Origin of the sequence: Runella sp., from assembly GCF_965279615.1 — a bacterium.
In the GTDB taxonomy this organism is placed as follows: domain Bacteria; phylum Bacteroidota; class Bacteroidia; order Cytophagales; family Spirosomataceae; genus Runella.
Map to the genome: position 1 here is coordinate 6,653,473 of NZ_OZ257252.1, position 24,896 is coordinate 6,678,368.

At 42.9% G+C, this 24,896-nt stretch carries 19 protein-coding genes; 5 read left to right on the forward strand and 14 right to left on the reverse strand.

Annotated features, from left to right (window positions below; all coding sequences use genetic code 11):
• Window positions 1-20: 20 nt before the first annotated feature.
• Window positions 21-956 (reverse strand): D-2-hydroxyacid dehydrogenase, encoded by a 936-nt coding sequence (locus ACQY73_RS27915; RefSeq protein WP_428657464.1) that lies wholly within the window; start codon window positions 954-956, stop codon window positions 21-23.
• Between the two features lie 96 nt (window positions 957-1,052).
• Between ACQY73_RS27915 and ACQY73_RS27920 the strand changes: the two genes are divergently transcribed.
• Window positions 1,053-1,178, forward strand: coding sequence for a hypothetical protein (locus ACQY73_RS27920; protein ID WP_428657465.1), 126 nt, complete (start codon window positions 1,053-1,055; stop codon window positions 1,176-1,178).
• 106 nt (window positions 1,179-1,284) lie between these two features.
• Here ACQY73_RS27920 and ACQY73_RS27925 read toward each other — a convergent pair whose 3' ends face one another.
• The 11 genes from ACQY73_RS27925 to ACQY73_RS27975 all read right to left on the reverse strand — a co-directional run bounded on the left by ACQY73_RS27925 (window position 1,285) and on the right by ACQY73_RS27975 (window position 19,020).
• Window positions 1,285-3,747 carry a zinc-dependent metalloprotease gene (locus ACQY73_RS27925; protein ID WP_428657466.1) on the reverse strand — a complete coding sequence of 821 codons (2,463 nt, stop codon included), beginning with the start codon at window positions 3,745-3,747 and terminating at the stop codon, window positions 1,285-1,287.
• Between the two features lie 420 nt (window positions 3,748-4,167).
• Window positions 4,168-5,643, reverse strand: coding sequence for an RNA polymerase sigma factor (locus ACQY73_RS27930; protein ID WP_428657467.1), 1,476 nt, complete (start codon window positions 5,641-5,643; stop codon window positions 4,168-4,170).
• Between the two features lie 251 nt (window positions 5,644-5,894).
• Window positions 5,895-6,788: an NAD-dependent epimerase/dehydratase family protein gene (locus tag ACQY73_RS27935; protein WP_428657468.1), complete on the reverse strand. Its 894-nt coding sequence runs from the start codon at window positions 6,786-6,788 to the stop codon at window positions 5,895-5,897.
• A 382-nt stretch (window positions 6,789-7,170) separates the two neighbouring features.
• On the reverse strand, window positions 7,171-7,953 hold the full coding sequence (locus ACQY73_RS27940; protein WP_428657469.1) for a Fic family protein: 783 nt from the start codon (window positions 7,951-7,953) through the stop codon (window positions 7,171-7,173).
• Window positions 7,954-8,225: 272 nt separating this feature from the next.
• Window positions 8,226-9,245, reverse strand: a complete 1,020-nt coding sequence (locus ACQY73_RS27945) for a hypothetical protein (RefSeq protein WP_428657470.1) — start codon at window positions 9,243-9,245, stop codon at window positions 8,226-8,228.
• Window positions 9,245-10,972, reverse strand: a complete 1,728-nt coding sequence (locus tag ACQY73_RS27950; RefSeq protein WP_428657471.1) for a restriction system-associated AAA family ATPase — start codon at window positions 10,970-10,972, stop codon at window positions 9,245-9,247. The genes ACQY73_RS27945 and ACQY73_RS27950 overlap by 1 nt, the downstream gene beginning before the upstream one ends.
• Window positions 10,969-12,444: a restriction endonuclease subunit S gene (locus ACQY73_RS27955; RefSeq protein WP_428657472.1), complete on the reverse strand. Its 1,476-nt coding sequence runs from the start codon at window positions 12,442-12,444 to the stop codon at window positions 10,969-10,971. Before ACQY73_RS27955 ends, ACQY73_RS27950 begins: the two co-directional genes overlap by 4 nt.
• Window positions 12,444-13,994, reverse strand: coding sequence for a type I restriction-modification system subunit M (locus ACQY73_RS27960; protein ID WP_428657473.1), 1,551 nt, complete (start codon window positions 13,992-13,994; stop codon window positions 12,444-12,446). The genes ACQY73_RS27955 and ACQY73_RS27960 overlap by 1 nt, the downstream gene beginning before the upstream one ends.
• A 3-nt stretch (window positions 13,995-13,997) precedes the next feature.
• Complete coding sequence (locus ACQY73_RS27965; RefSeq protein WP_428657474.1) at window positions 13,998-14,978, reverse strand: PDDEXK nuclease domain-containing protein; 981 nt, start codon at window positions 14,976-14,978, stop codon at window positions 13,998-14,000.
• Window positions 14,979-15,163: 185 nt separating this feature from the next.
• On the reverse strand, window positions 15,164-17,731 hold the full coding sequence (locus ACQY73_RS27970; RefSeq protein ID WP_428657475.1) for a GH116 family glycosyl-hydrolase: 2,568 nt from the start codon (window positions 17,729-17,731) through the stop codon (window positions 15,164-15,166).
• 152 nt (window positions 17,732-17,883) lie between these two features.
• Entirely contained in the window at window positions 17,884-19,020 is a 1,137-nt protein-coding gene (locus ACQY73_RS27975; RefSeq protein ID WP_428657476.1) for a DUF6786 family protein, read from the reverse strand.
• Between ACQY73_RS27975 and ACQY73_RS27980 the strand changes: the two genes are divergently transcribed.
• From ACQY73_RS27980 to ACQY73_RS27995, 4 genes are all read left to right on the forward strand, one after another.
• A complete protein-coding gene (locus tag ACQY73_RS27980; RefSeq protein ID WP_428657477.1) occupies window positions 19,010-19,153 on the forward strand; it encodes a hypothetical protein in 144 nt (47 codons plus the stop codon). The two genes, ACQY73_RS27975 and ACQY73_RS27980, sit on opposite strands and share 11 nt — an antisense overlap.
• A 257-nt stretch (window positions 19,154-19,410) precedes the next feature.
• Entirely contained in the window at window positions 19,411-21,444 is a 2,034-nt protein-coding gene (locus tag ACQY73_RS27985) for a M13 family metallopeptidase (protein WP_428657478.1), read from the forward strand.
• 176 nt (window positions 21,445-21,620) lie between these two features.
• Window positions 21,621-22,676 carry a sialidase family protein gene (locus ACQY73_RS27990; protein WP_428657479.1) on the forward strand — a complete coding sequence of 352 codons (1,056 nt, stop codon included), beginning with the start codon at window positions 21,621-21,623 and terminating at the stop codon, window positions 22,674-22,676.
• A 143-nt stretch (window positions 22,677-22,819) separates the two neighbouring features.
• Complete coding sequence (locus ACQY73_RS27995) at window positions 22,820-23,284, forward strand: 5-fold beta-flower protein (protein ID WP_428657480.1); 465 nt, start codon at window positions 22,820-22,822, stop codon at window positions 23,282-23,284.
• Window positions 23,285-23,459: 175 nt separating this feature from the next.
• On the opposite strand, the gene ACQY73_RS28000 is transcribed toward ACQY73_RS27995, so the two are convergent.
• On the reverse strand, window positions 23,460-24,071 hold the full coding sequence (locus tag ACQY73_RS28000; RefSeq protein WP_428657481.1) for a hypothetical protein: 612 nt from the start codon (window positions 24,069-24,071) through the stop codon (window positions 23,460-23,462).
• Between the two features lie 126 nt (window positions 24,072-24,197).
• A complete protein-coding gene (locus ACQY73_RS28005; RefSeq protein ID WP_428657482.1) occupies window positions 24,198-24,575 on the reverse strand; it encodes a hypothetical protein in 378 nt (125 codons plus the stop codon).
• Between the last annotated feature and the right edge of the window lie 321 nt (window positions 24,576-24,896).

Below are 24,896 nucleotides of genomic sequence, written 5' to 3' on the forward strand. Positions count from 1 at the left end.
TAAAAGTAAACAAAGAGAAACTAGTAGCCGCGTGATAGATCAATCTGATTTTCAAGAGCTTGGTTTTTGAGAAAGCGCTGGAAATTTTTGACGAAAAAAGTGATTTTTCCTTCGTCTTCACTTACCTGCCCACCGCCGGTATGTTGCGTGAGAATGACGTTACTCATTTCCCAAAGCGGATTGTCTTCCGGCAGGGGTTCGACTTCCGTCACGTCCAATACTGCGCCCGCCAAGCGTTTTTCCTGTAAAGCCAAGATCAGTGCGGCTTCATCCACAGTGTTGCCGCGACCTATGTTGGCAAATACCGCCGTATTTGGCAGGGCATCTATCATTTGAGCGGTGAAAAAGCCTTTGGCGGCACCCGGTAAACAATTGATAACCAAGTCGGTTTGGGGTAATACTTCCAACAGTTCTTTGGGTGAATGAATATCGGCGCTTGGGTGGGAGCGGGCCACCATGTTAACGGTACAATCAAATCCTGAAAGCATTTTTTTAACGGATTGCCCGATGCTGCCGGCTCCCAAGATCACGACACGTTTGCCGGTAAGCAAATTCAGACGAAAACGGATCGGCCCGCCTACCCAACGTTTTTCCGCTTTGAGCAACGTCAATTCTTCAAGGCCGCGATAAAAAGCCATGATACCCGCCACGATCGTTTCGGCGCAGGGAATGGAAAAATAATCAGCCAGATTGCAAACGGCTACGCTGGGCAAATTCAGTTTTGTGTACTTATCAAAACCGGCAGATTCCAATTGCCAGTATTTAAGCGCAGGAGGAGCAGCTGCCAACCATTCCGCAGGAGGATTCCCTAAAATAACCTGTGATTGCTGAAAAGCGGCGCGTTGTTCTGCTTCCGGCCATTCGTCTTTAAAAAATACCGAATGCCCCGCCGGCAACTGTTGTTTCAAGACTTTGCGAAGCGGTTCACTGAACGGAGTATTTACGAAAATTTGCATTAGATTTGCGGGAAATTAGTATAAAAAAATCAATAGTGAAAAGTGAGACAAATTCTCAGTTTTCGCTCCTGATAATTTAGAATACACTATAAAGTTATGCTTAATAAGTGGTTAGATAAATTGAATCGCCAAGATTACCCCTTCATTGATCTGTTTTATTATTTGATCGTGATCGTGGTCTTTTTTCTATTGGTGATCATCTCCAGCATCTTTTTTGATTAACTACGTAGAGTTGTAAGATTTTACGTCTCTATTCCTTCAAAAACGCCGTAAGATGCTACGTCTTAATATGTTTTGCAGAGACGTAAAATCTTACGTCTCTGCGCTGTTATTTCCCCTTGGAAAAAGAAGGCAGCTCCCAATCACAAGCGGGAGCTAACCATTCGTAACCGGACTCAATCGGCTGACCATCAGGCGGTGTCATTGGACTTACGGGAATCAGATCACCTGCATTTGTACTTGCTTCTTCGATTTGCCGGTTGGCAAAAAGATAATGCGCCTTCTGCTTACTGTCGGTAGAGGTACGCGTTGCCAACCAACCCTTTAACTCCTGAACTTTTAACGATACAATGGCTCTTACTTGGGGTGTAACGTCTTTGTTGCGACTGATATCCAGCAAGTGACCCAACGCTAAATTTTCCACTAATCGCTCAATTTCTCCCGTATAATTTACTCGTGGTGCGGCTGATTTCCAGGTAGCATTGATGAGTTGGTCAAGTACTTCCTCCAAACTTGGCAATGACGCATCAATGGAGGATTGAATGACCAAACGACTCAAACGCTCGGGATTGAGCAACATCCGCAATGTCAGTCCCGTTGCAGCTTCCGGTGGTGCGAGTGGGTCAAATACCAAGCCGGTACGGCGCTTGAACGTCTCGCGTGGATTGGCGTTGTACCCAAATGCTCGCGGCGGCGTCATCTTCAGAACGCCATCGGGAACTTTCAGAAAATCAGGTTGAATGGTTTGTAACAATGCCGCCAATGCTTCGCGCTGCTCTTTTCCGTTGACGGGCAATGTTGCCAAGTCTTTCTCCCCTTTGACCGAAAAACGATAATTTACGCCTGCCAATACTTTGGAGGCAGCTTCTACCTGAAAGCGGTGAAACATATACATCGGCACAAAAACTTCTTCCAATGAACTCATCGGCGTTCCGGTGCGGAGTTTGCGTTCGTCAAAATTGGACAATGTCAGTTTGCGAATTTCAGATACGCGTTTCAACTCAGCGACGGCATTTGAACCGTTGTCCCATAAGTGTGTTTGCGGGTGGGCGCTGCCTTCCGGACGTGCATCTTGGTCGGTCAGGAAGTACAGGCCTTTGGTATACATTTGGTCAACAATACCATTCAGCGCCTTTTTCTCGTCGGTACCTTTCGGAAAATCCTGGTACCCCCAAATGATAGACCACTTATCATAATCGCCGATTTTTTTGTCGTACGCGTTGGACAGGTCCACTTTGCCGTTTTTCAATTCGACCAACATGTGCGGATAATCCATCACCGAAGCACGACCGTGAACACTTGCAACGTAATTATGCGGTAAGCCTATCGTATGCCCGATCTCGTGCGCTGAAAGCTGTTTCAAACGGTCAATGGACATACCCAACATATCGTCTGTGTTGGTAGAATCTGTTTTGTAATCACCCACTAAGCCCTGCGCGATGAGGTAATCCTGCCGAACGCGCAACGAACCTAACGTAACTTTTCCTTTTAATATCTCTCCCGTACGCGGATCAATGATGCTGCCGCCATACGACCAACCGCGCGTAGAGCGGTGTACCCACTGCACGAGATTGTAACGCACATCCATCGGATCGGCATCGGCGGGAAGGAGTTTTACCTGGAATGCATCTTTGTAACCCGCCGCCTCAAATGCCTGATTCCACCATTTGGCTCCTTCGACCAAGGCCGAACGAATAGGCTCGGGCGCTCCCGGATCGATGTAATACACAATGGGTTTGACGGGCTCACTCAGCGCCGCCGAAGGGTCTTTTTTCTTCAACCGGTGACGAACGATGTAGCGCTTCTCAATGGGCTCGCTCACGGGCGAGGCATAATCGTAAAAAGAAGTGAAAATATAACCCATGCGAGGGTCAAACGCTCTCGGTTTGTAATCATTATCAGGTAATTGTACAAACGAATGGTGCTGACGCGTTGATATAGTCGTCGGTGTCGGAACGACCGAACGCAGGTACCCGCCCGGCGAATCGCCCGTTAAGGTGATCGTTACTTCAAATTCGGTGTTTTGGGGGAAGTTTTTGGTGTTTGGAAGGTATAACGCCGAGCGTGAAGCATCTAATTTGAATGTCCCCTGTTTCGTACGCGCGATGTCCTGAATGGCTCCTACGGCATCCTGTAACAGAAAAGGCGTTAGTTCGACCAACGCTGTGCCCGCGTTTTCGGCGGCGATTTCAAATCCCCAAAGAACGGATTGCGCAAAGGATTCTTCCACGGCGCGGCGCTCCAGCGGGTCGTTGCTGAGGGCGCGGTAGCCGTAGTTGGGCTCCATCATCAGGATCTTATTTCCCGTACGCTGAAACTTGATGATGTGTTCCTGCCCCAATCTGCCGCGATCCAAGCCAATATCATTGGAGCCGATGCCTTGCGCCAAAGTGGGATAATAGAGTAATTCCGTGTCAAATTGCTTGATCTCCAAATAGATCTTGCCCTTTTTGGCATCCCAGTAATAGGGCAAAAAACCGTCTTTCTTCTCCATGTCTTTGGTAAAAGTCTCAACGGGATTTTGGGCAAAAAGTGAATAAGAAAGAAGAGTAAGTAGTAGCGTTTTTCTCATAAATTTGGGGAAATAGGGTTTGTTGAGTGAAACTAACCTCCTTTTCAGAGGCCGTTTACAAAGAAACCAATTTTTTGGAGAAGAGAGAAATTTTGAAGAGGCTAACAATTTTCTATGTCAGCGTAGAAGGGTTCACTTCATAACCGCAAAGGCATTAAGAACAGCACAAAGGACACACAAAGCTCCGCTGTCTTGAAGAGGCTTGAAATTACCGATATAAATGCACTGTTGATTGAAGCTATGATTAGATTACGCTTGATAGTGCGTTGGAAGTGTGAAGTAAGTCCGGAAAGAAGTTTATAGTGGCTTTTATTTGTCGTGTTACAAATACGCTGTTTAAATAAAGTTCGCAGTCTCCCTTGGGAAGACTGCGAACAACAATGAAAAATCAGGGTACAGCAAAGATATTGCGTTCAATTACTATTCGGCCAACGATATTTCTACGATTAACTTCCCTTTATCAACGTATTTCTTAATGGCCTCTGACTCAGTCAACTGCTTCAGATAATATTTCTTTTCAGTAAGGGTTATGGTTTCGTTTAGCTTCATGGGAGTGCCGTCAACCACTAAATAATCTATCTTATTGATGAATGTAAATGTGCCGCTGCCGTTAAATTTTTGGGTATTGAGATTGACTTTTACGTGATTTCCCTTGAGATATAATTCGTTATTTACGGGTGACCAAAATAAGGTAGAAGCATAAAACGTACCCGTTAATTCAGGAGATTTTTTTTTCGGAGTCGATGTGGCGGATTCGGTGACTTGGTGTAGTTTGGGTAATTCCAAGGGCGTATTTGAGGCTATTTCGCCCTTTTTAATGCCAATGGGCGATATTGTCAATAGGCTTGACGTATCAAGAGTCAACGTCGAACCGGCAATAAGCAATGCTCCTAACGTGTTTACCGTTTTCATAGTTTCTGAATGTTTAGTTGTTTCATTTGCTATGATGGCATTCTGTGAAAAGGTGGCAGCTTTTGCCCCGGAAAATGAAAATTTATTGGCCTTGTTGTTTTTTGACTCCAAACCGGCAACGCTGATTGCCGACATTGAATGATAATCCTCTGCAATCGCCGGGTCTTTATCTTCTTTGTAAAAATTAAAATACGGGATTAAAACAATAACGACTAAACTCACGGCAATGGTACTTGCCGCAAAAGCGCCGGTTGCCGTATAGATTTTAGGGAAAGCAGTAGGTGGAGTGTAGGTTGGGATTGAGGCACCTCTGAAATCCACTTTATCAAATGAGATTGTTTTTTGCGGTTGGATCGCTAAGTCCGTCAACTGCTTTTTGTAAAAAGCATCTATATTTTGGAGTTTATAAGGGAGTAGCCATAGCAACACTGCCCTTTTTCTTTCTTTGTTTTCTTTCAGACCGGCATTCAGAAGTTCTCTGATTTTCTTGCGGGCTCTTGCCAAATGTGATTTGGATGTTCCTTCACTGATGCCCAATGTAGCCCCGATTTGAGCATGTGTAAAATCATCAATGACGTAGAGATTAAATACAAGTCGATGATGTTCAGGCAAAAAGTCGATGGCTTTTAAAAGCTCCGCTTCTGAGAAAGTAGTATTTTCAGGACTCATATTTTCTTCCGGGATATCATTGTAAAGGATACTGCAAGCCGCGCATTCTTCAAAACTCTTTTGTTTCTTTTGCGCTCGGAGGTACTGCAAGGCGACATTTATGACGATACGTCGCAGCCAAGCTTCAAAAGGTCCTTTATTTTCAAAGCTTGACGATTTATCAATGGCTACCAAAAAAGCATCATGCGCCAGATCTTCGGCCAACGGCCTATCCTGCGTATACCGATAGCAAATGCCGATCATTTTAGCGATGTTTTGCCGGTAGGCAGTTTCCCAAAAATGCCTGATGTTGTCGTTCATATTGAAATGTTTCATTTCAATGATGCCGTTTTTTGAATTGGTGGCAGTGACAAAAGAAAAATCTTTTGTGAAGAAACAATAGTAACCACAAAGGGCATAAAAGTCAAAAATCTCTTTGTCACCGGCACTGGCCGCCCAGCCGGAGGGGTCTAAAAGTAGTGATTTTATCGACTGATTAGGGGGTTAGGATTCACCTCGTTGTTTGCCGCTTTTGGACAGACCTCAAAAGAAGTTGTTGGTGAAAAAAATACCAACAACGGCACAAATCACTCCCATTTTACATATTTTCGCCAGTTATGCAGCTCTTTAAAGCCCAGCACTTTACGGATTTTGCGATTGGAAAACAGGGCTTCATGCTCTTCCAATTCGCGCGTGATCGGCACACCGGGGAAGAACCTTTCCGCCAATTCTTTGCTTGGGACTATGGCCCCGTTGTGGTCATTGCCGGCATTGAAAACCTGATAGCCCAGGCCGTCTTTTTGCAGACACAAGTCCACGATCTGTCCCAGGTCGCGGGCATCGATATAACAGAAGGCGTTGCGACGGCGTACTTCGGGGTGTTTGAAATAATGAGGAAACAGTTCGGCGTATTCGTGCGGTTCGATCACATTTCCGATGCGAAGGGCGTAAATATCAACGCCTGACCGTCGCTGAAAGCTGCGGGCCGTTTTTTCATTGACCACTTTCGATAATCCGTAGCTATCCATGGGGTCAACGTCGTAATCTTCTTCCAACGGCAACATTTTAGGGTCGGTTTGCCCATCCGAAAAACAGATTCCATAAGTGGTCTCCGACGAGGCAATGATGATCTTTTTAATGCCAAGCTTCACCGCCGCTTCAATTACATTATAAGTACCGATGGTGTTGACCCGAAAGGTTTCATTATCCGGTTTGAGTAAGATGCGGGGTACAGCCGCAAAATGGACGACCGCATCGAATGTGGGTACGCCGGTGCCCGGTTCCAATTCATCAAACCCGGTATAGGACGTCATGGCATTAAACATTTGTCCGGAATCGGTAATATCAGCCGTTAGATTATCCACCCTCGGATGATTCAGTGGCGTTAGATCTACATTCAGCACTTTATGGCCTTGGTCGAGCAGGTACGGAATGACGTGCTTTCCGGCTTTTCCCGAGCCGCCTGTAAAAAAGATTCGCATTGTAGTGAGTGGTTAATGATTTTATGAGTAACTGACCAAACAGGGTTTGTGTTGCCTACTTCCTATCAATTTTACCCTTATTCTTTCATGTTACAGGATTTGTTGCCGCTGTTGGTCTTATGACCGACAGTCCTCAAAAGAAATTTTTGATGGAAAAATACCTGAAATGCGATTGTTCCTATTAGCACTGAGCAAATAGTGGTAATTAATTGATGAAGTGGATTTTGGAGAATTTGCCGTGTTGCAAACAGGCTGTTTATATGGCGTTCGCAGTCATCCTGCGGAAGACAACGAACAACGGGGGCTATCCTGAATATATTCCGGAAACAAAGAAAGATTGTTGATAACTTGCTGTTGATATGGTTTTAATCCCATTGATTGCTTATTTTTCAAAAGTTAAAGATTTGGAGAGCATTAAAAGAAACGGAATAGATTTTTCGTAATCCAATGCTTCATAAAACAAGCCCAATCGTGTCAGGTTTTTGTAATAATCGTTTACGTTTTTGTAATAATATTTTTCTGATTTAATATACCAAGCCCGTTCGCCTAATTTTTCAGCTAAAAACCATTTCTCTAACAATCGTGCTATTCTGCCGTTCCCATCGCCAAAAGGATGAATGTTTACAAAGGCCAAGTGTATAAATGCAGCATAATAAAAAATCTGTTCAATGCTTAATTCTTTCTTCAATAATGCTTCTATTTCTTTCCATAGTTGGTGGTATCGCTCGTTTACAATTGCCATCGGTGCCGCTTCATATTGTATTCTTCCTGTTTTGTGTTCCATTACCAACATTTCTGTTTTGCGAATTGCACCTTGTTGCTCTTTTGGCAGTAAGTGAGCAGCAATAAATAAATGAGCTTGCAAAAAATTCTTTGGTGTCAATTCATTTTCTTTTGCAAATAAGTAGGCATTGTATAAGTCGTTGGGTTTTTCAGTTAGTTCAGGAAGGTATTCTACGTTCAGCATCTTGTGCTTTACATAGCTGTCTAATTCGAGTTGTTCGCCCTCAATTTTTGAAGATGACATTACCGAAATCGAAGTATAAAAGGTAAAACTATGTGATTCTAATTCCTGCATTTCTATTTCAGCAAACTCTTGTTGGATGTTGACATCCAACATTGATTTCCAGATTTTGAAATAGTCAGGTTGTATTAGTTTTTCCATTTGATTCTTTATTAATGCATAGTTCAAAACTTAAGTATATCTCTTGATATTTTCCTGAAAATGATATAGCGCTTGGTCATAAACTCTTTGGTAAGTAAACAACTGTCGGCATAAATTACATACTGCTCCGCTTTGGGCTAATTAATTGATGAATAGCTTTTGGAGCGTTTGCCGTGTTGCAAACAATCTGTTTATTTGGCGTTCGCAGTTATCCTGCGGGAGACAACGAACAACGGGGGGCTTGCAAATATACTTACACCTGTGCATTGGTTCTATGCATACACTGCCATCCATTCTGGTTTTGTTTTTATAGTTTGTAAAAATGGTCGTTTTAAGAATTTACGGTCTTCAAATATTTCTATTTCATAATCTTCGATTGTGTCGTCAAGTAGTTCTTCATAAGTAAGGCCTGTTTTTCGTTTTGCGTTTCTTAAAAGTCTGTTTGCAAGTGTTCGCAATTCGGTTTTTGAAAACCCTCTTGTTTCTTCGTTATATCGTTCTTTTATGTTGAATAACCAGTCCCAAGTCGAAGTTTTGTTAACGTCATTATTGAAGTTTATTTCAATGTCGTTAATTATTAGTTTTCTATAGTCTAAGTCTGTATTGTCTACGATTGAAATGGAAACTTCAATTGGAATATGAGTTGTATCAAATGCGTAGAATGAAACTCGCCCTGCTTCAAATGGGTTTTTAGTGCTTTTGCATTTCTTGTTGCACTTACTGCAAAGCGGGACTAAATTTTGAAAATTAACCGATGCAAAAGGGAATTCTGCCTTTGGTAAGTAGTGGTCATTGTCTTCTCTGTAATGAGATTCGGCTGATTCGATAGGTGTCAAACCACAACACGGGCAAAATTTGAATGAAGGATTTACACGAAGTAGAGTGTTGTAATAGTCAAGTTTGTCTCCCGGTACTTCTGCTCTGTCAATTAGGTAGTCATAAAATTTAACTAACAATGGCTTCATATTTTTCTCGACCACATTTGGAAGAGTATCTAATTCAATCGGTGATAATATACCTTCGCACAATTCGGCAATTCTATTATTTACATTGAAAGCCTCTCTTATATCTGCTCTTTGTTCATCAGTTAATTTTTTGCATTTTTCATAAATAACATCTACATCTGCTTTGAGCCAAGGATAAGTATTATAAATTGTCTCAAAATTGGCATCAAGTAAATCGGAACAAGTGGAAGCATCAGAAGCGTTGCACCAAACTTGGCAAACTAAATGTTCTACATAGTTATGCAAAGTAAATATTGGGTGATTTATAGGTCTATAGGTTCTTAGCATTAGTTCTTTGGTTTAATCTTATTTAATCGGGCTAATACCATATCCTTTTCAATAGACTCTCCTAATGTTCTCAATTTTGTTTTTACTTTTTCAATTTCCTCTTTTGAATTGAGAGCATTAAAGTCGATAGATTCAAGTTCTGAATATGATAAATCCCCAATTGATTGGTCGTAATTAAATAACCTGTCAAGAATTAGCTCCACTGATGTTCCATAAGTATTAAAAGCATTATCAAGTTCTGATACTTTCTTCGCTGTTGTGATTTTGCCTTTTTTCTCAAAAAGCACTACATTATCTGGCAAACAATCTGAAATAATAAATGGTGAATGAGAAGTGAGCAAAATATCTTTCAATAAATGAACATTGTAGTCATTACCTGTGCTACTTGCTGTGATTGTATCGTTGAGAATCTTAATAAATTTGGCTCTCCAACTCGGATTGAAATGGGTTTCGGGTTCGTCCAACAATAAAATGGAACGCCTGTCTTTTAACAACAAACAAATTCCCATGGTGTGGATGAATTGATGTTCGCCGTCTGAAAAACTTCTTAATAGCAGGTCTTTTTCTTCGTCTGTTCCCTTGATTTTTTTGGTGATGTAAAAATCTAAGAAATGAAAAACGTCTTGTCTCGGATTGCCAACCGGAAGTTTTCCGTCTGTGTAAACGCCTTTGGAACGGTACACTTCTTCTTTTGTTTCTTCGTCAACAAAATGATTGTTCAATTCATACAACAATCTGAAGGATTGGAAGCATTTTAATGGGTCATTGTCAAAATGTTCTCTAAAAGCTGCTTTGGTGGCATCGTTCACATAAAAATCTAACCAAAGTGTTTGGGCCTTTTGGTCTAAAAACCACGAGGTGGCACATTTTTTCAACTTATCAATCTGATTTTGCTCTAATATTTTTAGGATTGTAGTTTTATATGGCTTATTAGTTTCCTTATCTATAAACTCAAAATTGTGAAGATGAATATTCATTCTGAAGCTTCGCAGTCCCAAAATCCCTGTATTATCATCGCTTCTTAAGGGAGCAAGTGTATCCTCGTTTTCAAAAAGTAAACAACACAAAAGCACGGCTTGACTCATATTGTTATCAATATAAATTAAGCTGTTTTCCGATTCTTTAAAACTGCTATAGTTATCTCTTACTGCTTGGCGGTATTCGTCTAAGTGAATTAAACGACTTTTGATAAATGGCAAGCTCAAAATCTCATTTTCCCCAGAAGAATAACCAATAATATGGTCAGGTAAATAGACTTTTCCTTCTGCTGAACTATCTCTACCGATAGGAGGCACTAACGAAACTTCCCTTTCTTCTACTGATTTGTCAAACGGAAAAGATTTAATAAACAGCTCAGGCTCTTTACCTTCTTCTTTGGAAATTTTCACTTTGAAAAACTCTTCAATGTTATTGGGTTTTGCCTCTTTCTCAGTAATCAAATACTCCAGCGTAAAAGCATCAGGCGTACATTCATTTCGTTTAAAGTTATTTGGGTCTTTGACGCTTTCAGGAAGATAACGAGCAGAACAAACCTCTAAATGATAGAAAATATTGGCCATTGCTTCTAAAACATTACTCTTACCACTACCATTTAAACCGGCGAAACAGAAAGGACGAAACTGTTCCATAGCTTCGGTATTTGCCAACGAATGGAAATTGATTTCAAAACCCTTTTGTAGGCTTCTGAAACCCTCTTCGTTTTCTATTTGGAGTCTCAATAATTTCATTCAACATTAAGTTTTACTTTTTTGCTTTTTTTATCAAACACTTGTTTCACTTTGCCGTCTTTAATTAGGTCAAAGACAAAGCTCTTGGCTTTGTCATAAGTTTGCTGTTCATAAAAGCGATCTTCGTTAAGTTCATTTTTATCCAATCGATTAATAAGTTGTCCGATTGTTTTCACTGAAATGTTCTTGATATTATCAAAGAAGAACTTGTAATCTTTATCAAGTAATACCTCTAACTCTATTCCTCCTTCAAATTTCAACTCACCAGCAAAAGCTAATTTTGATAATGATCTGTTTAATTGCTTGATAAACTCACTATGTCTAAGTAGCTTTTTTCGAATATCTACATACTTCAAATACGCAGTTTCGAATCTCATTTGTAATTCAATAGGTGGCAATGGAATTTCTATGCTTTTGAATTTTTCCATTGAAATATTAAGCATCGAGCCACTGGAGCCTGTTGCAATGGAAAGAAACGTTTTTCTAACATCTTTATTTTTTAAAGTAAAATGAAGGAATACCTTTCTTAGTTTTGCCTCGTTAGTTACTACTTTCCAGAGTTTATCAGGAAGAATTAAATTTTCATGATTCTCATGAACGATGCAAGTTGCACCTACAAGTTCTAATGTATTTGCTCTGCTAAAAAGTAAGTCACCTTTTAAAGGATTGACTACATCTTTTGTAATTAGGTTCTTTTTTACAGCTTTATATTCTAATGGGTCAAAAATCCCCTTAGTAACAGCACTTATTTTTAAAACGCCTAATTCATCTTCAGTTAGTATTTTTTTATCTTCTCCTCCATAACTTGTACCAGCAGTAATATCAATAATATAATCTCGAATCTGACCAATACCCCAACGGTTTGGGCGTTCCATTGGGTTGCCAAACAACTCCAAAAAAGTAGCCCTCAGCAGCTCATCATATTTCTTAATGGTTGCTTCTCGCTTATCCGAAATGATTTTTGCCTTGTCTAATATGGCTACAATTTTATTTTGGGTTTCGATGTCAGGTTCATATGATATTTCGCTATCTAAATACCTGTCTAACTTTAAATTTATTATTCCTGTTGTCTTGTTTTGAAATGCAAGAACTTTATCAGTTTGATAAAAATTGTAAAGCAAGTAAAATAGATATTTGGGATTTGCCTTTTTTCTATTTGGTCTTAATACAGTTGTAAAATTATTGCACAGGTATGTTGAATCATCAGGGTTTTCGAAATAGACAACCCTACCAACGGGTTGACTTGGGCTTCCTCCAGATTTCTCGATAATTACATCGCCATCTATAAGCTTCTTCTTTTCTACTACCTTACTTTCAATTTCCCTTTTTACGAGATTATGAAAAGTAATTATCCCTGAATTAGTAAAGTTCGCAGTCCTAATAACATTCACAGCATTGCTTGTTAATGCGTCAGAACCCCATTCACCAGATATTTTATCTGTGATTAAACTTGATATTTTTACCATTTCCATCAGCCAATCAATTTTTTAAGTTCCTGCATATCTATTTGTATTTCGGCTTCAAGCTGAAACAGGGCTTCGAGAATTTTTTGCGGTTGCTCGTAGATTTGCTCTTCATATTCAAATTTTTTGTAGCGGTTATAACTCAGGTCAAACCCGTTTTCTTCTATTTCGGCGATGGGTACATAAAAGTGATTGGTTCGCTCAATCAGTGTATCGGTGGCTCTGTTTTTATAAGCATCCACTGCTATGGGCAATGGGTTTTCGGCCAGTTTACGGCGGTTATCATCCAAGCTATAACCATCATTTTTTAGTTCATAAAACCAAACTTTTTCGGTATGCCAAGTTGGGCTGTCTTCTTCGACTTTTGTAAAAACCAAAATGGCTGTTTTTACGCCAGTGTAAGGTTTAAAAGCACCACTGGGCAGAGAAATGACTGCTTCTAACCGGTTGTCTTTTAGCAATATTTCTCGGGTTTGCTTTTGGTTTTTGTTACCGCCAAAGAGTACACCTTCGGGTACAATGACAGCTGCTTTTCCTTCAGGGCGGAGCATTTTGGAAATACGAATCAAAAAAAGCAACTCGCTTTGCGTGCCATCAATTTTAAGTTTGTCGCTCATTCCCCCTTTATCAATTCTCCCTGTAAATGGCGGATTTGCCATAATCACCGAGTACTCTCCGTCTTGGTGTAGCTGGTCATATTTCTTTGAAAGCGTATCCGTGTTTTCAATTTGTGGAATTTTAATGCCGTGTAGCATCAAGTTCATCAAACCAATCCGCACCATGGTTTGGTCAATATCAAAGCCATAGAAAGTCTTTTCGTTCAGGTTGTCCCAAACTTCTTGCTTAGTGATTTTATCGCCCCCGTATTTTTTGAAACGCTTTAAGCCGTTTTCATCTTCAGTAATTTCTTCGGGGCTTGTATATTTCGTGAGAATGTGCTGATAAGCACCCACCAAAAAACCGCCCGTTCCGCAAGCCGGATCACAGATTTTGTCTGTCAGGTCAGGGTCAACCAATTCACACATAAATTGAATCAAGTGCCTTGGCGTACGGAATTGCCCATTTTTTCCACCGGACCCCATTTCATCAATCAGGTATTCATAAATATCTCCTTGTGTATCCTGAAATTGTTGGCCTTCATCTCGCTGCCTTTTAATATCCTCAAAAAGTTCATCAATCGCTTTTACTGCTTCATCTAACAATGCAGCATTGCTGATGATAAATTGGGCGTTGCCCATATACCTCGTATAAGGCTGTGATGGGTCGTTTAGGTCTTTGATGAATGGAAAAGCTTTTTTAGAAACCAATTCCAGCATTGTATCGGGTTCAAGCAATGAAAAATGAGACCAACGACAATCTTCATTTCCTTCAAAGATGGATGTGTATTCTTGTTCAGCATATATTGCCTTTGCTTTTTCCAAAGCATCAGCATCATCAATCCTTCGCATAAAAAGCAAGTATGAAATTTGCTCAATGGCTGTGATAGGGTTGGTAATACCTCTGCTCCAGAACTTATCCCAAAGCTTATTGATTTTTGATTTTAATTCGGGTGATAGCATACTTTATTCCTCTATTAATTTTTTCAATTCTTCTGCTTTTGGCAAATACAACAAGTACTTACTGGCAAAAATCTGTTTGTTGTCTTTAGGTAAGGTGATTTCTACCATCGCATCTTTTTTGTCTTTACAGAGTATAATACCAATGGTTGGTAATTCATCTTCTGTTTTTACAAAACGGTCGTAGTAGTTTACGTACATCTGCATTTGTCCTAAATCTTGGTGTTTGAGTTTTCCAATTTTGAGGTCAATCAGCACAAAACAACGCAATAAACGGTTGTAAAAAACCAAATCTACCCGAAAATGTTCTTCATCAAAGGTAAAGCGTACCTGCCTGCCCACAAACGTAAATCCTTTCCCCAGTTCTAACAGGAAATGTTCTAAACGGTCGATGATGGCTTGTTCCAGTTGTGTTTCCGAATAATTGGGTTGCTCTTTCAGGTCCAGAAATTCTAATACATAAGGGTCTTTTAAGGTTCCTAAAGGATTAGGGGCGTCTGTTTGAGGGCGACTGTCATTTTCTGTAGTACCTTTAGAAATCAGTAAACGATGATAGGCCGCTGAGTTAATTTGTCTTTCGAGTACTCTTACACTCCAGTTGTTTTGTTCGGCTTCATTTTGATAATAAGTACGTTCTTTTTCATCGTCTATCCGCATCAGATGGATATAATGTGTCCAGCTCAAACTTTGCGAAATCGGTGATTTCGCATTCTTAAAAGTGACATAAAACTTACGAATAAGCTCCAGATTTCTTTTAGAATAGCCCTTTCCAAACTCAGCAGTCAATTTTTCGGAAAGTTCGGAGAGAATAAAAGCACCATAATCGGCATAATCCTTTCCTTGTTGCTCCTGCTCTACTATTTGCTTCCCCAATTCGAAATAGGTAAGTACCATTACAGCGTTTACCTGCTTTACTAAAGTTTCTTGGGCTTTGCGTAAAAGTGTTCGAATATTTTCAAAAAAATGATTGTCTAATTCCTTATTCATATATTAAGCAGCTATTCGGGGGAACGACATCAAATTGAAATTCCGTGATTAGATTGTACTTTTTGTATGGATGCTATTGCTCTTGTCTCAAAAGGGGCCTTACTTCACAACCGCAATGCTATTACATTTTAGGGCAACTAACAAATAAAGTTAAAGGAGAGGGTTGTGTTTAGTAAAAGCACCCTCTACCGCACAAACTCCACCTTCTCCCCAACCTTCAAAACCGCATTTGACGCCAATTCATGCACTTTTTTATTACCGATCTGTACGGTTTGAACGGGTAATTGACCGTGTAAAACGGTGAGGGTGGTTTTGAGTTGCGTGCCCTGTTTTTGCTTCGTGCAGGTGCCCCACGCGTAGCCGTTGGACCAGAAAAACGTGCCGGGTTGGTCGTTGAAATGAAGGGTTTTTTCTACGCCTGAGTATTGGAAACCGCTCAGTGCCAGTGTGGAAGCCCAACTGATCATGGCGCGGGCGTAGTGGTGGCCGCATTCGGCTTCGTCGAAGGGGCTGCGCTTGGCACCGTCGTAGCGGTAACGGATGTTTTGGATGCATTTGAGGCCGTCGTCCGTCATGTTTTCGTAGAGCATTCCGATGGCGGCGGTGTATTCAAAACCCGTCATCACTTCGGCAAAATACGGGAACGGCACCGTGGGACGGCCTTTGGGCCAGCTTGCCATGAGCAACGCAGGCTCGTCGGCCAGGGCGTAGGAGCGCATGTTGTTGAAATGCTCCGTCAGCGTGGCGCGGTAGTTGTATTTCAGAATGGATTTCAGCGAGGTCTGCACGTTTTGCGGTTTCACTAAATAACCCAAGCCGCACACGTGCGCCATGAATTGCCCTACCAATTGGTCTACCAAGCAGCCTTTGGCCAACTGAAACGGGGGAAAATCGCCCTGAATGCTGTTCCAACCCGAAAGTGTCCCTTTCGCAAATTTGCGTCCTACGGGCGAGATCACCTGTTGTTCGTAATATTCACCGTTGAACAACTGTTGGTCGGCCCACGTACTGCCGCTTTGAAACAGGGTTTTGCATTGTTGCGCAAAAGCGGCATCGTGTAGGACTTCGGCCATTTTTTCGGCGGCTTTCAACGCCCCCAAATACCAAATCTGCATTTGCGGATTGGGACCGAAATATTCTACGTCCATCGTATTATGTTGCGCTCCGTCCATGACGCCGTCGAGGTTGCCGTCCCAACCGTCGGGCACCCACGCAAAGGCCAACGCCCGTTTTATTTTCGGCCAGTTTTTTTGCAAAAAAGCCGTATTGCCCGACAGTTGCCAATCGCGGTAAAACTTCATGATGGTGCCCATTTGCCCGTCGGCGGCGGCCATGCCGTTGCCTGCGCCTTTGTTGAGTGGCAGGCCTACCCGAAACTGCATGATACCCGAAGTGCTGTCGAGGGCGTAGTTAAACTCCACATCGCGCATGGTTTGGGCTAAGTCGCCGAATAAAAAGGCGGTGGCCTGCTCGTAGTTCCAGACGTGCGTACACGAACCCGCGCAGGAGCCTTCGCTGTCCATGACACCCTCCCAACCAAACATCCGTCCGTCTTCGGTACGGAACACCGTTTGGGAGCGCAACGTGCTGAGATTGAACAGCGCCGCTTCTTTGACGGCTTCGGGATAATCACTTTTGAGGAAGCTGTTGACAAAGAGCAACGTCTCGTTTTCAAGTTGGGGCAATTGCGGAACAGACTTTTCGGCCACGTCCCAAGCGTCGGCGTAGCGAGTGGTGTAATAGTTGCCCACGCGCTCTTTCGACCACGCAAAGCGATTTGGGAAATGCCATGTAATAAAGAACGTAAAGGATTCTGTTTGTTTGGGTTGAATGGTTTTCTTTACGACCAATGATGCCATCGGATCATCGTCGGCAACGGTGGTTTTTTCGGTCAGTTTTCCGTCGTCCGTAAAATCATCCCAAAAATCCAACAACGCATTTTCCCAAGCATTGCTCACAGAAGAAGTACGGTAGCTTACGTCGCCAACGGCGTTGGTACTCAGCGCAATGGTGCCCCAAGCGGGGTCGGCTTTGTCCACGCCGTCGGAATACATAAAAATGCCTTGGCCTGCTTTTCCCTGTCGAAATTGATTTTTATTCTTCTTCGCCCCTGACGGATTAAACTCTCCTTTCCACGATTTGGAACCTTTAGAGCCGTCTTTTCCCACAAAATTCCGCATGGATCCCGCCACCGAAACCGTCAGCGGTTGGTTGGACATGTTGGTGACTTCGTAGGTCAAGGCCGCCATCGGAATCCCGCTGCGCTCGGCATCGCCGGGAATGAGGGGGTTGAAAGCTTTTATCTGAACCGTAACGGGCAGTTTTTCGTCCGACAAATTCACCTGTCCAAACGGATACGCAGCGTCGAAACTCGCTTTGGCAAAACGCGGCAGACCGTGATGGTCGACGGGCCGCCCTTCCATGTGTTGGTACTCATGCGTTTCGAGCGGGCCGATGAGGGCTTTGGCCTGTGCCGTTTCCGTTGGTTTTTTGACGTAAATGGCAAAGAACGGAGCCATATTGCCCGGCAATGTAGTACTGAATCCTTTTCCGGGACGGTTCATGATCTCCCAGTCCTGCAACTGCCCGCGCCCTCCCAACGATACCGTTCCCGTACCGATGCCGCCGACGGGCATCGCAATCCGCGTGAGGTGTTGTTGGTCGTAGTGTTTCAACATCGGCCATTTTTGCGGTTTCCAGGGAGTTTGGGCGAGGGCTTGGGTCGTGAAGAGGAGGAAAAGGAGTTTTTTCATGAGGTTGGGGAGATTTAAGGCAGAGGAAATTCGGTAAGATTTGTCACCCTGTAAGGGTCTAAAACCGCGTAATAAGAGTCCTGCAAAGCGGACAATAGACCCTTACAGGGTGACAAATGCGGATGACAAAATAGGGTGACAAAGTAATGAATTTAATGCTTCTCAATCTCTTCCAAACTCACGCCCAACATTCTCCTTGCGACAGAATTCAGCGCTTTTTGATCACCTTCAAAATGGTAGGTACGGCTGCGGTGGGTGATGCTTTCGCCTTTTTTGAGGGCTTTGGCAGGAGAGGAGGATTCCAATTCGTAGAATGGCCCCATTTGGGTGCCGTCTTCTACCGGACCATCGTTGTAAGAATTGGCGGCGTCACCTTTGAAGGGATCTTTCTGGATTTCCCACATGGAATTGACATAATCGCCGGTGGGGTCTACATCGTAAGAAACAACAGTCAATACGCCTTTTTCGGAATCATAACTGCCCATGATAGGCTTGGCAATGCTTGGCGGTAAACCGATTTTGCTGCGGTGTTTGCCGTCGGCTTTGAAGTACAAAACGCTGTCTTCGATGATGAGACGCTCGGCAGGGACTTTGCCAAAATAGCTGTCGTTGATCTTGCTTTTATGGTCGGCACCGCCTTTGAACGGAATCACGATCGTTGTTTTGGGGGTAGGATTAAACATTCCCAAGATCCAAATGGAAAGCAGTCCCGTTTCTTTTTTCCAGTCGGGACCTTGGTTGGTGATTTTGCTCACGGTTTCGTAAGCTACTGTTTTTACGTCTTTGAGGGGAAAGTTGATCGCAGTTTCAATCTCCACTTTGCTGAGTGCTTCAATGCTTCGGTCGATCACGATGTCGAATTTTGTGCCTGAATAGTTGGTCAACGACGTTGTTTTGCGGAAGGTTGCTTTGGATTTATCGGAAGAAACCAAATCAAACGGTTCGCAATCAATAACGGCGGGTACTTGCCAATCGTCGAATACGAATTTTTTGCCCTGCTGAAAATAAACCGAAAACTGCCCGCCTTCGGGACCGATCCAAAAGCGATCTTCCCCACCAAATGCGCTCATGTGTGGTGTAAATTTTCCGGATTCCAATAATTTATAATTAAGCCAGCCATAGCTGTTGCCTGAAGTACCGTTAGCGGTTGATGTCATGACACGACCCTGTAAGTCGCCGACCACGGCTACCTGTGCCGAATCATCGTCGGGCGCGGTGAGCGTGAGCGTTTTTTGGTGCTTTTTTAGAAATTCGAGGTCAGCGCCGAAGGAGTTTGCAGTGGAAGACATAGTTTCGTTTTTGGTAGATGAACAGCTTGACATAAATGCCAATAGTACCGAAGCCACGCTTAAAGTGACTACGTTGCGGGCCGAACAAATGATCTTTGAGGAGAAATGCATAGTGATTCAGGAAGATGATTGATAGCACGAAAAGAACTTAGCATGACTTAAAATACTCAATCCGTCAATAATGTAAACATCATTGTATAGTTTGAGATTTGTGTGTGTTGGACAAGCTTTGTGGATTAAACTGTAGGTACACTTTTCAGATAATGTGAAATTTGACCATTCAAGCCTTCTTCATGCACTTAATAAGTAAATTTCCCCGAGTAAATTCTCTTGTTAGCATTCCGCGATATTATTTATTTTAAATCCACAAAAAACCAAACTCAGCCTTTCATGAAACCCTTCACTTCTCTCCTTTGCCTTGGACTTTTCGGCCTTCTATTGGCAGCCTGCAAAACCGATAAAAATGAATCGACGCGAACGACATTTTTTGATGCATCGGGCATGGATACCACCGTAAATCCTGCCGATGATTTTTTTAGTTATGCTTCCGGCAATTGGATGAAAAACACCAAAATTCCCGCTGACCAAACGGGTTGGGGGTCTTTTTATACACTTTATGAAGAAAACCTCAACAAACTTCACGGGATTTTGGAAGAAAGTACCAAAACGACGCATCCCAAAGGCAGTTTAGAGCAGAAAGTAAGTGATTATTACCTGTCGGGCATGGATACCGTTACTATCGAAAAGAAGGGAATTGAGCCGATCAAGGCATATTTAGCGGAAATCGACAAGCTCAAAACGCCGCAGGAAATCATGGACTATACCGCCAAATTGGAGTCACCCGGTGGCGTATGGGTAGGATATTACGTAGCAGCTGACGAAAAGAATCCGGGCTACAATGCGCTGCAACTCGCTCAAACGGCCCTTGCCTTGCCCGAGAAAGACTATTATTTCCGCACCGATGCCGAAACCAAAAAAGTACGGGATGCCTACAAAAAATACATTGCTACCCTGTTTACCCTTTCAGGCCTTGACTCGACTTCCGCGAAGAAAAAAGCGGAAACGATATTGGCATTGGAAACTGAAATTGCTAAGTCGCACCGCAGTCCCGTTGATTTAAGAAATCCTGAATTGAACTATAATAAGTTTGCCATCAAAGACTTAGCGGCCATAACGCCGAACATTGATTGGGCACGATTTGTAAAAACAATGGGTGCAAAAACGGATACGCTCATCATTGGGCAGCCGGATTATTACAAGGCATTGAACGGATTGCTGAAAACGCAGCCCATCGACGTGTTGAAAGACCGCATGAAACTGTCGGTTTTATCAGGCGCGGCGTCTTCGCTGACCAAAGCATTTCGGGATGCGCAATTTGATTTTTATGGTAAAACCCTCAATGGCCAACAGGTGCAGGACGCGCGTTGGAAGCAGATCACCAACGCCGTGGATGGTGGTTTGGGCGATTTGTTGGGGCAACTCTTTACGCAAAAATACTTTACCGCCGACGCCAAAGACCGCATGAATGAGCTGGTCAACAACCTGCAGGATGTATACCGCGACCGCATCAAACGCCTCGATTGGATGTCGGATTCGACCAAAACCGAGGCTGTCAAAAAACTGGATGCGTTCATCAAGAAAATCGGCTATCCCGACAAATGGAAAGACTACGCCGAAGTGGATATTGTAAAAGACAACTACTTTGCCAACAAACGGGAGATCGCAATTTATAACGGCAAGCGCGACTTGGTCAAAATTGGCAAACCCGTTGATAAAACCGAATGGGGGATGACGGCACCTACTGTGAATGCCTACTATAATCCAACGTTCAACGAGATCGTATTTCCGGCGGGTATTCTGCAATTTCCGTTTTTCGATAATGCCGCCGACGATGCCATCAATTACGGAGCCATCGGTGCCGTGATCGGCCATGAAATGACGCACGGATTCGACGATCAGGGCCGTCAATATAATTACATGGGAATGTTGAAAAACTGGTGGAAACCCGCCGATGGCGATAAATTCAAACGCAAAGCGATGTTAGTGGTGAAGCAGTACGGAGCATATAAAGTACTGGACAACATGAGTGTGAATGGTGAACTGACCTTGGGTGAAAACCTGGCGGATATCGGCGGTCTTTCCATTGCCTATGAGGCATTTATGAAAACAAAACAGGCCAAAAGCGGAAAGAAAATTGATGGATTTACGCCGCAGCAACGCTTTTTTCTGGGTTTTGCCCAAGTTTGGCGCATCAAGAGCCGCGACGAAACCATGCGTATGCGCATCACGATGGACCCACACTCGCCCGAATTGTTCAGGGTAAACGGCCCATTGGCCAACATGACGGAGTTTTATGAAGCATTCAACGTAAAACCAACCAATAAACTCTACCGCCCGGATAGTTTGCGTGTGCATATTTGGTAAGGTGCTGTTTAAAATAGAATCTATTTTTTTAACCGCAAAGAACTCTAAGAATAGCGCAAAGGGCCTAAAGTTTTCGTTCACGTTTTAATTTACGCCCTTTGTGCAGGTACTTTGTGTTCTTTGCGGTTAAAAAAAAATTGAAACAGCCTTATATCATATGTAAAACAAGAAGTTCAATGTTCAAAAAAATAACCGTTTTCCTCTTTATTACCCTTTCGGCGGCCCACGGCCAACAAGCGCTTTTTCAAACGAAAGGCCTTCAACCTGCTCTATGCGTGGGTGAAGACGGGACCATCGAAATGGTCTTTGGAAAAGGTAATGCGTTTTACTATTCTTTCTCCAAAGACAAAGGGCAAACCTTTTCATTGCCCTTATTGGTGGACAGTCTTCAGGGGTTGCATTTGGGTGTTTCGCGGGGGCCACAGATTGCAGCTTCCCGTCTTGCTACGGTCATAACGGCTATTGATAAACGCGGGGATGTCTATGTCTTTGTACGCAACCGGGCCACCGGAAAATGGCAAAATAAACGTATGGTCAATGATGTGCCCGAAATTGCGAAAGAAGGTTTTAACGCCTTGGCGAGCGATGGAGAGGGCAATTTTATGGTTATTTGGCTCGATTTGAGAGACGACAAACAAAACAAGCTATTCGGCGCTTCGTCCAACGACGGTGGCCTGACGTGGAGTAAAAATAAACTCATTTACCACTCTCCCGACGCGACGGTTTGTGAATGTTGCCAGCCATCCATCCTCATGCGCGACCGGCGCGTGTATATTATGTTCAGAAATTGGATCAACGGATCACGGGACATGTATGTTACGACCTCGGAAGATGGCGGAAATACATTTTTGCCCGCCGTGAAAATGGGCGAAGGAACATGGAAACTCAACGCCTGCCCCATGGATGGCGGCGGAATGAGCGTGACAAAAAGCGGCGTACTCACATCGGTTTGGCGGCGGGAAAATCAGCTCTTTACCTCCAAACCGGGAGAGTCCGAGCAACTCCTCGGGCAAGGTCGAAATGCTTCCATTGCCACAACCAACCGATACACCATGATCGCGTGGCAGGATCAGGGCCAAATTTGGCTGCGCCAATCGCCGCAAAACCCACCGGTCAATTTGGGTACCGGCCGATTTCCCCGCTTGCTAACGCTCAATGAACAGCAGGCGTTTTGTGTATGGGAAGACAAAGAAACTATCAAAGGAATGATTTTAATGGGAGATCAGAAATGAGTGGAGTGCTTTTTGCTCTATAAAAAGAAAAATAATCGGCGTCTAAACAAAGGGAAAAGTACATGGATTTACTGATTGTTATCATGTCGTTATCGGTGGTTGTTTCGTAGCTTTTGAGTACGAAATAACCACTATTAGATACAATGAAAACGATCAAATCACTTAAATTCGCGGCTTTTGCTGCTCTTTTGGTATTCAGTTCTACACTTATATTTGCCCAGACCAATTACAAACAGTCGCTAAGTATCGGCAAAGACGGCAAGGTAAAAAATGAAAAAGGCGTGGGTGTCGGTATAGTAACCAAAGACCAAATCATTAAAGATGCCAACGGCAAAAAAGTAGCTTTTCTGGCGGCTGATGGTACATTGAAGGATGCCAACGGAAAGACGCTCGGGAAAATGGCAAAAAACAACAGTGAATTCTATGATGAATCAGGTGTTTTGGTACTGAAGATCAAGGATAATCCTGACGAAACGTGCGATATCATTGATGTTAAAGGAAATGTGGTCGGCAATGTACACGATAGCCTGAAAGGGGTTGCCTGTGCCGTTCATTGTTTCCACAAGGACATGGCCAAAAAAGCTGAAGGAAGTCACATGAAGCACTGATAGAAAAGGGTGAGTGTTTATAGCTCACCCTTTTTCAGTTAAAGCCCGGAATAGTTGATTACCATTGCTTCATTCTTGAAATAAAACCCTCCGGACCATCCATCTTCCGGCAATGCAGCAAGATGCCGGAAGTAGGCACAACTTACCTCGGCAAGTTGTTATTCTTCTGCCACTCCTAAAAATAATAACCGCGCTTGACGCTCTCCTCCGTCGGCTGCGCCTCCTGTATTTTTTTACACACAAGAACGCTTTGAGAATGAGGCACCAGTTCTACATAAGCGGTATCGCCTTCCCGAAGTTGATGGTACATTCCGGAATCGTCCCATTGGATCAACTCACTTTTGGGGTCAGACAGCCATTTGAAGAAGACAAAATAAGCGTCTGAGGCTTCCCGATGATAAACAAACTCTTTCGAAATGACCTTGATCATTCCTACCTGCTTGGTTGCGTTTTTTATGTCAATACTGTTTTTACGGATGTGATAACGGGCAATGAAAATGTAAATCAAACAGATCAAAACCGAACCGGTCATTGTAAACACCAACAGCGATTTTTCTTCAGAGGTCATTGTTCCATAGGTGATTTTCTGAAGTCTATCGTACCAATTTCCGATTCCAAACAGCAAAAGGGACAAGCTTGCCGTTGTCCACACAATGCGCGCCCAAAGAGCATTTCTTTTTAACTTTTTCATCTCTTTGGATGAGAGAGGTACTAACTCAGGGAAGGAAGGGGCCGACGGAGTGTCGGAAGCGGGTGTTATAACAGCGTTTGCAGCAACAGCATTCATACTTGTATTTTTTATAAGTTGATGCTGCAAAGTTCCGCTAAAACAGAAAGCCCGTAAATCCGGAAATACCTGCATTTTGGCTACAGGGAAACCTGTATTTTTGTGCTTTTAGCGGCAAAAGGGCTACTAAACGATCTCTTTGTTGCCTTCCTGCAATATGCCTCGGCGCTTTTTCACTTCGTCGTTTGCTTCGAAGAGCTTGTAGTCATTTTGAATTTTTCGCCGCATACGGGTCAGCGTTGAATACCTTGTGAGCTGCCGTAGGGTTTCTTTGGTAAGGAACGGTCCTTCGAATTTATCTCCTTCAAACGTATTCCAATACGCCCAAGCCAAGTCAATATCGGAGTTTCGGGCCTCGCCGGAATCATTGAGCAGAAAGGCTACTTTGTCACGGGTAGTTTCGAGTATTTTGCCTTTCAGGCGGTTTAAAATATCTTCCCTTTCCACTTCCGCACGCTCTACTTTGGTAAGTTTTTTGCTGTCCGATTTTTGTTGCTCTGCCATGATGGTATGCCGGTTTATTCAAGCATAATAATAGGGAAAAATCCGGTTTCAAAAAAGTGGTATGAATACTGTTTGTATTGAAACGATTGATGTAGAGAAGGAAAATACCTCTATAGAAGTTTCAACTTCGAAAATGGCTGAATTTTAGGGATACTTACAATTAAACCATTTTGAACAGTTGATGTATATTGCTCTGTATTTCAATCGGTATAATCTTAAAGGACGTATTCGAAGTTTTCGGGAATTATTTTTAGCGATCTATTTCCCCCATCTGTTAAATAAAAGACGGGACACTATTATCTTTAAAAGTCCCTCAATGGA

Coding starts and splice junctions, on each gene's coding strand:
- ACQY73_RS27940 (WP_428657469.1), bottom strand. CDS start 7,953: ATGGAAAAACTAATACAACCTGACTATTTCAAAATCTGGAAATCAATG.
- ACQY73_RS27920 (WP_428657465.1), top strand. CDS start 1,053: ATGCTTAATAAGTGGTTAGATAAATTGAATCGCCAAGATTACCCCTTC.
- ACQY73_RS27970 (WP_428657475.1), bottom strand. CDS start 17,731: ATGAAAAAACTCCTTTTCCTCCTCTTCACGACCCAAGCCCTCGCCCAA.
- ACQY73_RS27955 (WP_428657472.1), bottom strand. CDS start 12,444: ATGGAAATGGTAAAAATATCAAGTTTAATCACAGATAAAATATCTGGT.
- ACQY73_RS27945 (WP_428657470.1), bottom strand. CDS start 9,245: ATGCTAAGAACCTATAGACCTATAAATCACCCAATATTTACTTTGCAT.
- ACQY73_RS27935 (WP_428657468.1), bottom strand. CDS start 6,788: ATGCGAATCTTTTTTACAGGCGGCTCGGGAAAAGCCGGAAAGCACGTC.
- ACQY73_RS27985 (WP_428657478.1), top strand. CDS start 19,411: ATGAAACCCTTCACTTCTCTCCTTTGCCTTGGACTTTTCGGCCTTCTA.
- ACQY73_RS27990 (WP_428657479.1), top strand. CDS start 21,621: ATGTTCAAAAAAATAACCGTTTTCCTCTTTATTACCCTTTCGGCGGCC.
- ACQY73_RS28005 (WP_428657482.1), bottom strand. CDS start 24,575: ATGGCAGAGCAACAAAAATCGGACAGCAAAAAACTTACCAAAGTAGAG.
- ACQY73_RS27965 (WP_428657474.1), bottom strand. CDS start 14,978: ATGAATAAGGAATTAGACAATCATTTTTTTGAAAATATTCGAACACTT.
- ACQY73_RS27960 (WP_428657473.1), bottom strand. CDS start 13,994: ATGCTATCACCCGAATTAAAATCAAAAATCAATAAGCTTTGGGATAAG.
- ACQY73_RS27930 (WP_428657467.1), bottom strand. CDS start 5,643: ATGAAACATTTCAATATGAACGACAACATCAGGCATTTTTGGGAAACT.
- ACQY73_RS27925 (WP_428657466.1), bottom strand. CDS start 3,747: ATGAGAAAAACGCTACTACTTACTCTTCTTTCTTATTCACTTTTTGCC.
- ACQY73_RS27915 (WP_428657464.1), bottom strand. CDS start 956: ATGCAAATTTTCGTAAATACTCCGTTCAGTGAACCGCTTCGCAAAGTC.
- ACQY73_RS27975 (WP_428657476.1), bottom strand. CDS start 19,020: ATGTCTTCCACTGCAAACTCCTTCGGCGCTGACCTCGAATTTCTAAAA.
- ACQY73_RS27995 (WP_428657480.1), top strand. CDS start 22,820: ATGAAAACGATCAAATCACTTAAATTCGCGGCTTTTGCTGCTCTTTTG.
- ACQY73_RS27950 (WP_428657471.1), bottom strand. CDS start 10,972: ATGAAATTATTGAGACTCCAAATAGAAAACGAAGAGGGTTTCAGAAGC.
- ACQY73_RS28000 (WP_428657481.1), bottom strand. CDS start 24,071: ATGAATGCTGTTGCTGCAAACGCTGTTATAACACCCGCTTCCGACACT.